This window comes from Micropruina sonneratiae (genome assembly GCF_025972045.1).
GTDB classification, from domain to species: domain Bacteria; phylum Actinomycetota; class Actinomycetes; order Propionibacteriales; family Propionibacteriaceae; genus Micropruina; species Micropruina sonneratiae.
Map to the genome: position 1 here is coordinate 742,945 of NZ_JAPDHX010000001.1, position 9,066 is coordinate 752,010.

The 9,066-nt window shown below is 71.8% G+C and carries 10 protein-coding genes; 7 read left to right on the top strand and 3 right to left on the bottom strand.

The window, feature by feature from the left end; translation table 11 throughout:
• Position 1 precedes the first annotated feature (1 nt).
• From map to OIE40_RS03725, 7 genes are all read left to right on the top strand, one after another.
• Complete coding sequence (gene map / locus OIE40_RS03695) at positions 2-838, top strand: type I methionyl aminopeptidase (RefSeq protein WP_264700188.1); 837 nt, start codon at positions 2-4, stop codon at positions 836-838.
• On the top strand, positions 838-1,338 hold the full coding sequence (locus OIE40_RS03700) for a DUF2087 domain-containing protein (protein ID WP_264700190.1): 501 nt from the start codon (positions 838-840) through the stop codon (positions 1,336-1,338). The genes map and OIE40_RS03700 overlap by 1 nt, the downstream gene beginning before the upstream one ends.
• Positions 1,339-1,452: 114 nt before the next feature.
• The gene (locus OIE40_RS03705; protein ID WP_264700192.1) at positions 1,453-2,883 is read left to right on the top strand and encodes a sodium:proton antiporter; all 1,431 of its coding nucleotides are present in this window, start codon (positions 1,453-1,455) and stop codon (positions 2,881-2,883) included.
• 62 nt (positions 2,884-2,945) lie between these two features.
• The gene (locus tag OIE40_RS03710) at positions 2,946-4,526 is read left to right on the top strand and encodes a circularly permuted type 2 ATP-grasp protein (RefSeq protein WP_264700194.1); all 1,581 of its coding nucleotides are present in this window, start codon (positions 2,946-2,948) and stop codon (positions 4,524-4,526) included.
• On the top strand, positions 4,520-5,452 hold the full coding sequence (locus OIE40_RS03715) for an alpha-E domain-containing protein (protein ID WP_264700196.1): 933 nt from the start codon (positions 4,520-4,522) through the stop codon (positions 5,450-5,452). The genes OIE40_RS03710 and OIE40_RS03715 overlap by 7 nt, the downstream gene beginning before the upstream one ends.
• Positions 5,449-6,294 (top strand): transglutaminase family protein, encoded by an 846-nt coding sequence (locus tag OIE40_RS03720; protein ID WP_264700198.1) that lies wholly within the window; start codon positions 5,449-5,451, stop codon positions 6,292-6,294. Before OIE40_RS03715 ends, OIE40_RS03720 begins: the two co-directional genes overlap by 4 nt.
• A gap of 26 nt (positions 6,295-6,320) precedes the next feature.
• Entirely contained in the window at positions 6,321-6,692 is a 372-nt protein-coding gene (locus tag OIE40_RS03725; RefSeq protein ID WP_264700199.1) for a DUF1707 SHOCT-like domain-containing protein, read from the top strand.
• On the opposite strand, the gene OIE40_RS03730 is transcribed toward OIE40_RS03725, so the two are convergent.
• From OIE40_RS03730 to OIE40_RS03740, 3 genes are read right to left on the bottom strand one after another with little or no spacing between them, the layout of a single operon-like run.
• Positions 6,682-7,155 (bottom strand): GNAT family N-acetyltransferase, encoded by a 474-nt coding sequence (locus OIE40_RS03730; protein WP_264700201.1) that lies wholly within the window; start codon positions 7,153-7,155, stop codon positions 6,682-6,684. The genes OIE40_RS03725 and OIE40_RS03730 overlap by 11 nt on opposite strands.
• A complete protein-coding gene (locus OIE40_RS03735; RefSeq protein WP_264700202.1) occupies positions 7,152-8,408 on the bottom strand; it encodes a phytoene desaturase family protein in 1,257 nt (418 codons plus the stop codon). The genes OIE40_RS03730 and OIE40_RS03735 overlap by 4 nt, the downstream gene beginning before the upstream one ends.
• Positions 8,405-8,995: a DUF4126 domain-containing protein gene (locus OIE40_RS03740; RefSeq protein ID WP_264700204.1), complete on the bottom strand. Its 591-nt coding sequence runs from the start codon at positions 8,993-8,995 to the stop codon at positions 8,405-8,407. Before OIE40_RS03740 ends, OIE40_RS03735 begins: the two co-directional genes overlap by 4 nt.
• Between the last annotated feature and the right edge of the window lie 71 nt (positions 8,996-9,066).

Genomic DNA, 9,066 nt, shown 5'->3' on the forward strand with positions numbered 1-9,066 from the left:
CGTGGCGGACGGTATCGAGGTCAAGGACGCCGACCAGCTGCTCGTGATGCGGCGCGCCGGCCTGGTCGTCGGACGCACCCTGCGGGCGCTGGCCGACGCCGCGGCGCCCGGCGTCAGCACCGGCGAACTGGACGCCCTGGCCCGCGAGCACCTCGCCGCGGCCAAGGCCACCTCGTCCTTCCTGAACTACGGCGGCGGCTGGGGCGTGCCGCCGTTCCCGGCGGTCACCTGCATCTCGGTCAACGACGAGATCGTGCACGGCATCCCCGGTGACCGGGTGCTGGCGCAGGGCGACCTGGTCTCGATCGACTTCGGCGCCATCGTCGACGGCTGGCACGGCGACGCGGCCGTGTCGGTCAGTGTCGGCGAGCCCCGGCCCGTCGACGAACGGCTCAGCGACGCCACCCGCGAGGCGATGTGGCGGGGCATCGCCGCCGCCCGGCCGGGACGCCGCGTCGGCGACGTCTCCGCCGCCGTGCAGGGCTACGTGCAGAGCCGCCGCGAGCGGTACGGGATCGTCCGCGAGTTCACCGGCCACGGCATCGGCACCGAGATGCACCAGGCGCCCGACGTGCCCAACCACGGACGCCGCGGCCGCGGCCCGCTGCTGGTCACCGGCATGTGCCTGGCGATCGAACCGATGCTCACCCTCGGCAGCGAGCGCACGGCGATCCGCGACGACGGCTGGACGGTGGTCACCGCCGACCGCAGCCGCGCCTGCCACTGGGAACACACCGTCGCACTGACCGGCAAGGGCCTGTGGGTGCTCACCGCAGAGGACGGCGGCGAGTCCGAGTTGAACCGGCTCGGCGCCACCTTCGCCCCGCTCGCCGACTGATGGCAGCGGACCAGCGCTGGCGGGGAGTCGTCTCGGCACTCGACGATCCCGCCCGGCGGGTGCTCTACGCCCGGATCGTGCTGGCGGCGGACGCCGGCGCCCCGCTGCATGCCGAGGCGCTCGATCCGGCCGACGCCCGGCGGCTCCGGGTGCTGACGGCGTCCGGGATCGTCACCGTCACCGGCGAGGTCCTGCTGCCCGGCGAGATCTTCGGCGCCCTGCTCAGCAGCGGGGCCCCGCGGGTGCCGAGTGGGCCGGAACGGTTCCTGATCGGTGGGCGGCTGCGCGGGCTGCCCCGGCGGGCCAGGGACCGCGCCGAGCTGTTCGGCTGGGTGGCGCGCAGGGTGCTGACGCCGGCCGAACGGCTGGGGGAGCGCGAGCTCACCGCCCGGCTGGCCGAGTTCGCCGACGACCCGGTGGCGCTGCGCCGCCAACTGGTGGACGCCGGCGAGCTGACCCGCAGCCCCGACGGCACGGACTACCGGCTGGCCGAGGCCTGAGCGTGCCCCTGGGTCGCGACGGGTCACCTGGACGTAACCCATGGTGCGGGCAGGATCGGTAGCCTGACGCCACCCGGCCCGCCGGCGGTGGGGACCAAGTGAGCAGGAGGCGTCGTGACCATCACGCTGGCTCTCGACATTCCGTGGTGGGGCCTGCTGCCGTTCGTCGCACTGCTGGCCTGCATCGCGGTGCTGCCGCTGGTGCCCGCCACCGCCCACGCCTGGGAGCGCAACCGGGTCAAGCTGGGCGTCGGGCTGCTGCTCGGCCTTCCGGTCGCACTGTGGCTGTGGACGATGGGCGACGAGGGCGAACTGGCGGTGCTGCACGCCGTCGTCGAGTACGGCCAGTTCATCGCCCTGCTGCTGGCGCTGTTCGTGGTGGCAGGCGGCATCCACCTGGCCGGTGACATCGAGGCGACCCCGAGGGCGAACGTGCTGCTGCTCGGCGGCGGCGCGGTGCTGGCGTCCTTCGTCGGCACCACCGGCGCGGCGATGCTGATGATCCGGCCGGTGCTGCGGACCAATGCCGAGCGCAGGCACCGGATGCACACGGTGGTCTTCTTCATCTTCGTGGTGGCCAACGCCGGCGGCCTGCTCACCCCGCTGGGCGACCCGCCGTTGTTCCTCGGCATGCTGCGCGGCGTCCCGTTCGAGTGGACGTTCACGCTGTTCCCGCAGTGGCTGTTCGTGAACCTGTTGCTGTTGGCCGGCTTCTATGCGCTGGACGTCCGCAAGCACGCCACCGAGGACCGCGAGGCGCTCAGCCTGGACCACACCAACATCCAGCCGTTGAAGCTGCACGGCAGGCTCAACTTCGTGTTCCTGGCGATGATCGTCGCCGCGGTCGCGTTCGTGCCCTCGATCGACGTTCACACCCTGGCCGCGGGGCACGCCGGCTGGACGGACTGGGTGCCGTGGCGGGAGGTGGTCTTCGCGCTGGCGGCGGTGCTGTCGCTGCGGCTGGGGGACCGCTGGGCCCGCTACGAGGGCAACGAGTTCGCCTGGCCGCCGATCCTCGAGGTGGCGGCGCTGTTCATCGGCATCTTCCTGACCATGGTGCCGGCCCTGCAGTACCTCGCCGAGGTGGCGCCCAGCCTGCCACTGAACACCGTCACGTTCTTCATCTTCACCGGCGGGCTGTCCTCGGTGCTCGACAACGCCCCCACCTACGCCACCTTCTTCGAGATGGCCAGGACGCTGGGCGAGGGCTACCCGGCCGAGGCGCTGGTGGCGGGCGTACCGACCCACTTCCTGACCGCCATCAGCCTCGGCGCGGTGCTGTGCGGGGCGATGACCTACATCGGCAACGGCCCAAACTTCATGGTCAAGGCCGTCGCCGAACACGCCGGCGTCGCGATGCCGGGCTTCGGCGGCTACGTGCTGCTCGCGCTGCGCGATCTGGCCCCGATCCTGGTCGCGCTGGTCTGCATCTTCCTGTCCGGGCAGCTGTGGGCGCAGCTGGCCGGCTGGGCGATCGTTGCGGTGCTGCTGGGCATGGCCGCGGTGCAGGTCCGGCGGACGCCGCGCGAGCCCGTCCTCGACTGACCGGTCGGCGAAACGGGCCCCAGTGATACCGCGATGAAACAAATCGGCAATACCCTGACCCCGTGAGTGCACTGTTCTCCGACTACCAGGCTTCCGGGCCCGCCTACGACGAGATGATCTCCGCCCAAGGGGTGCGGACGGCCTACTCCTCGGCACTGCGGCAACTCGGCAAGCTCGAGGCCGACGAGGTCCGATCCCGCGCCGACTACCTGAAGAGCACCTATCTCGATCAAGGCGTCACCTTCGACATCGGTGGCGAGGAACGGCCGTTCCCGCTCGACATCGTGCCGCGCATCGTGATGGCCGAGGAGTGGTCGGTGGTCGAGGCGGGCGTCGCCCAGCGGGTCAGGGCGCTCGAGGCGTTCCTGGCCGACGTGTACAGCGACGGCAAGGTCTTCGACGACGGCGTGATGCCGCGCCGGGTGGTGGCGTCCTCACCGCACTTCCACCGGGTGATGCACGGCGTGGTTCCGCCCAACGGCGTCCGGGTGCACGTGTCCGGCATCGACCTGATCCGCGACAACGAGGGAACCTTCCGGGTGCTGGAGGACAACGTCCGGGTGCCCTCCGGGGTGTCCTACGTGATGACGAACCGGCGGGCGATGTTCTCCGCGCTGCCCGAGGTGACCAGCCGGCACCGGATCCGCCCCGTCGAGCAGTACCCGCTGCAGCTGCTGGCCGCGTTGCGGGCCGCCGCGCCGTCCGGCATCAGCGACCCGAACGTGGTCGTGCTCACCCCCGGTGTCTACAACTCCGCCTACTTCGAGCACGCCCTGCTGGCCCGCATGATGGGAGTCGAACTGGTCGAGGGCCGCGACCTCGTCTGCCAGGCCGGACGCGTCCGGGTGCGCACCACGCAGGGCCTGCGCCCCGTGCACGTGATCTACCGACGCCTCGACGACGAGTTCCTCGATCCGGCGACCTTCAGGGCCGACTCGATGCTGGGCTGTGCGGGGCTGATCAACGCCGTCCGGGCGGGCAACGTGACGCTGGCCAACTGCGTCGGCAACGGCGTCGCCGACGACAAGCTCGTCTACACCTTCGTCCCCGACCTGATCCGCTACTACCTGTCCGAGGAGCCGATCATCCCCGGTGTGGACACCTGGCGGATGGAGGACCCCCACTCCCGCGAGGAGGTGCTCGACCGGCTCGACGAGCTCGTGCTCAAACCGGTGGACGGCTCCGGCGGCAAGGGCATCGTGATCGGCCCGGCGGCCAGCCAGCGCAAGCTGGACAAGCTGCGTTCCGACGTGCTGGCCAACCCGCGCGGCTGGATCGCCCAGCCGGTCGTGCAGCTGTCCACCGTGCCGACGATGATCGAGGGCACGATGCGCCCCCGGCACGTCGACCTGCGGCCGTTCGCGGTGAACAACGGCACCAGCATCTACGTTCTGCCCGGCGGGCTGACCCGGGTGGCGCTGCCCGAGGGCGAGCTGATCGTGAACTCCTCCCAGGGCGGCGGCTCGAAGGACACCTGGGTACTGGCCCGCGACGGCGTCCGGGCGCAGCGCAAGAGGGCGCGGGCCAAGGCCGTACCGATCGGCGTCCCGCTGGTCGACATCGCCGACGAGGAGGTCCAGCAGCAGCACGAGCAACAGCAGCAGTCCCGGCTGGAGGCTGCGGAGGGGACCGGGGCATGCTGAGCCGGATCGCCGAGTCCCTGTTCTGGATCGGCCGCTACCTGGAACGCGCCGAGGACACCTGCCGGATCGTCGAGGTGCACCTGCAGCTGCTGCTCGACGACCCCAGCGTCGACCAGGAGGCCGCCGGCCAGTCGATGCTCGAGGTGATGGGCTACCCGCCGCCCGAGGACACCTCGGCCGACACCCAGTACGTGCTGAACGCGCTGTGCTACGACGACGATGCCCCGGCCTCGGTGTCGGCGGCGTTGGGCGGTGCCCGCGAGTCGGCCCGCCGGGCGCGCGAGACCGTCTCGACCGAGATGTGGGAGTCGATCAACACCACCTGGAACTCGGTGCGCGGCGGACGGCTGGCCCGGATGCGCCCGGCGACCGCCTTCAAGCACATCAGGGAACGCTGCGCGGTCATCTCGGGCACCGCCGACTCGACGATGAGCCACGACGAGGGCTGGCAGTTCCTGATCCTGGGCCGCTCCATCGAGCGCGCCGACATGACCGCGCGGCTGATCCAGTCGGCGTCCATCACCTCGGGCTCGCAGAGCGCCTGGAACAACGTGCTGCGAGGCTGTGGCGCACACCACGCCTTCCTGCGCACCTACGGCGGTGTCACCACCGACCGGGACGCCGCGGAGTTCCTGCTGCTCGACCGGCTGTTCCCGCGCTCGCTGGTGTTCACCCTGACCGCCGCCGAGCAGGCCCTGGCCGACCTGGGCCAGACCGAACGTCGCGCCGGCATCGAGGACGACGCCCAGCGCCTGCTCGGCACGGCCCGGGCGGCGCTGGAGTACCGGCCACCCGGCGAGGTGCTGTTCGACCTGCCCAGCCGGATGGCCGACCTGCAGTGGGTGTGCAACCAGGCGACGACGGCGATCAGCCAACGCTACTTCGAGGGCGCCACCGCGGCAGTGTGGCGGGGAGGCGAACAGTGACCAGGCAGATCCGGATCGTGCACCACACCGGCTACTCCTACCCCGAGGCGGTCGCCGGCTCGTACAACGAGGTGCGGATGACGCCCCGGTCGAGCCGCGAGCAGTGGGTGCTGTCGTCGCGGATCGAGATCCAGCCCTCGCCGTGGGTGCTCAGCTACACCGACTACTGGGGTACCAAGGTGAACTCGTTCGAGATCCGGGAACGGCACTCCCGGCTCGGCGTGACCTCGACCGCGACGGTGGAGATCACCCGTCCCGCCGAGCGCGCCCCCGGCACCAGCTGGGAGCAGTTGCGGGAGCCGGCCTTCGAGGACCGCATGGTCGAGATGCTCACCGTCAGCGAGCACGTCGACCCGGGCGACGAGCTGTGTGACTTCGCCGCCGGCGTGGCCGGCGAGACGTCGTCGCCCGCCGAGACGGTGTTCGAGGTGGTGCAGAAGATCCGCGAACAGGTCAGCTACGTGCCGGGCGTCACCCACGTCCGCACCCGGGCCCGGGACGTCTGGGAGGCGGGGGCGGGAGTGTGCCAGGACATGGTGCACGTCGCCATCGGTGCCCTGCGCAGCGTCGGCATCCCCGCCCGGTACGTGTCGGGCTACCTGATGCCGGCCAAGGAGCCGCTGATCGGCGAGGCGCGCAAGGGCGAGTCGCACGCCTGGCTGCAGTATTGGGATGGCGCCTGGATGGGCCTCGACCCGACCAACGACTCCGCGCCCGGCGAGTCGCACGTCGAGGTCGGCATCGGCCGCGACTACTCCGACGTGCCGCCGCTGCGCGGCATCTACTCCGGCGCCGGAGAGTCCGAGATGTACGTCGACGTGGAGATGACCGTCCTGGAGTGACGGTCGGGCCCCACTAACCTGGGGGGGTGGACAACCTGCCGATCTCGTCGAAGTACCGCTCCCGGCCGTTGGAGCCGCTCGGCGACACCGAACGCGAGGAACTGGCCGGACGCCTGAACGAGTCGTTCGCCCGGGGCGAGCTGGAGACCGACGACTACCGGGAGATGCTCGACCGGGTGTTCGCGGCGTCCACGCTGGGTGAGGTGGCCGAGGTGGCCGCCAGGCTGCCCGGCAAGGACACCTTCGCCGTGCCCGCCACCATCGTCACCGGCACCAGTGCCCCCGGCGAGCTGGTGCCGGCCAAGGGCCCGGGCAACCGTGGCGCGATCATGCTGGCCGCCGGGCTCGGCACCGGCATCGCGGTCGCGATCCTGCTGCTGGTGCTGATCATCCTGTAGTCAGGGCCCTGACCAGGATGAGCGTCGGGCCTTCCCAGTCCAGCCCGTCGAACTCGTGCATCGGCAGGAACCCGACCGCCCTGTAGAAGGCACGCGTGGCGGCGTAGCCGGCGTCCGGGAAGGACGGCCCCACGGTGTGCACCTCAAGAAGTCGGCATTCGTCGGCGCGCAGGTGGTCCGCCACGGCCGTGACCAGTGACCGGCCGATGCCCGCGGCTCGGTGATCTGCGTGAACCGCGATCAAACTGAGCTCCGCGGACTCGGGGAAGTGCCTGTCCACCAGGGCGACCCCGATGGTCAGTCCATCGACCACGGCCAGGAACGAGTCCAGCGTCGCCGACTGGTCGACGTAGCTGCGGATCGCCTCCTCGATGCCGAACCAGGCCGGCAGCGAGCGCAGGACACGGTCGACCCCCGCCGGATCGTGGCGCCGTTCGATGCGGATGCCCTGTGATTGCGTCACGGCCGGACCGCCTTGTTGGTGGGTCTGATGTCGGATCCGGTGAGGTTCTCGTGGGTGACGTAGACGGCCAGCGCCGCCGACAGCAGTTGCGCCCACGGGTCGTTACCGCCCCGGCTGGAGGCGCTGGCCGTCACCACGTTCGGCAGGGCGGTGCGCAACGCGGGTTGCCGCAGCCATGTCCGCGGCGAGCTCCAGCGGGTGCCGTACGACGCGTCCGGGACGCCGGCGGCGTGGTCGTGGGTGATCAGGCGACCGGGTAGGCGGTACTCGACCCGGACTCCGGCGGCGGTGTGCCGAACGGTCTCAAGGACAGTGTGAGTCCGGACATCGAACTCAATGTCCGGACGCACACTGTCCTCGGTGCCGGTGCTGACCCGTGGGGCCAGCGCGGGCCTGGGGCGGTTGAACAGGGGTTCGGTCGAGCCGGTGAGCCGCCGGTACTCCCAGGGGTTGATCGTCGCCACGATCGCGTCGACCGCGGTCTCGCCCTCGGCGGTGCGCACGAGGCCGGATTCGATGGCCGTCACCGGCTCGCCCAGCCGCACCTCGACGCCGCGCAGGTCCAGCCGCTCCGCGAGCAGATCGATCAGGCCGGACGCCGGCACCGGCACGCCGTCCCGGGTCAGCTGCCAGCGCCCGAACGTGCGTTCCAGGGCGAGGCGTACGGCGACGAAACCCGGGGTGCGGGCCGGGTCGGAGCCGATCCGCCAGGCGGTCGAGCGGACCAGCGCCGCCGCCTGGGGGTGGCCGGCGTCGCGGGCCAGCGCCTCGACGCTCCGGTTGAGTCCCAGCCGCCGGCGGCGGGCCGCGGTGAGCGCCTCGTCGGTGAACTCGTCCTCCAGACCGAGCCGGCGCAGCAGCTGCCAGCGCCCGTCCAGGTCGTCGAGCAGGTCACGCCAGCGGGTCGCGGCCGGCACACCCCAGGCCTCGCCGAGCGCCGCCCACTGCTCGCCACGATCCGTCGGTAGCACGAGGGTCGAGCCGTCGGGGAAGTGGTGGGTGGCAGGCGGGGCCGGCACGAGCGCGTGACCGGTGCGGGCCAGCTCGGCGTCGAAGGGGCGTCCGGACTTGCGGAACAGGTCGCGCCACGGCGCCGGAAGGGTGAGCACCGGCGGCAGCGCGCCCGGGTCCGCCCAGCGCCCGCCGAGTTGGTCGCGGGCCTCGAACAGCAGCACCCGGTGCCGCTGTTTGGCCAGCCGGGCGGCGGCCGCCATGCCGGGCAGCGAACCGCCCACCACGGCGATGACGCTCATCCGGACGCCTGCCGCGTCCGCCGGTCCCGGAAGGCGCGCCAGCCGCGCCGCACCCGGCTGAACAGGAAGGCCGCCAATCCCAGCGCGCTCAGCAGCAGGACGCCGGCTATCACCGCGGCGGCCACCGGGAACGCCGCGGCGAGCGCCAGCACGCCGACCAGCGTGACGTCCTCGGCGGTCGAGGCGGCCACGTTGGTGACAGGCTCGGGGGAGGTGTTGACCGCCAGCCGCAGCCCCGCCTTGGCCAGGTGGGACAGCAGCGCGGTGATGCCGCCCACCGACGCCAGCGCGATGGTCGGCAGGTCGCCGCTCTGGCCGGCGATCAGCGCGCCGATGGTGGCCCCGGCGATCGGCCGGATCACCGTCGAGACCGTGTCCCACGCCGAATCCAGGTAGGGGATCTTGTCGGCGACCAGCTCGACGGCGGCCAGCACGCCCATCACGATCAGCACGTCGGTGCGCTGGAAACCGACCGGTACGCCGTCCATGCCGGCGAAGCGGCCGAGCAGGCCGAGCACCAGCACCGTCGCCCACGCGTTGATGCCGCTCGCCCAGCCGCTGGTGAACGCCAGCGGAAGCACTTCCATGCGGGCAAGCGTGCCAGAGCCCGCCTGGATCATGCGGTACTGCGCCGCCCGGCTCGCCCCCGGGAGCCCTG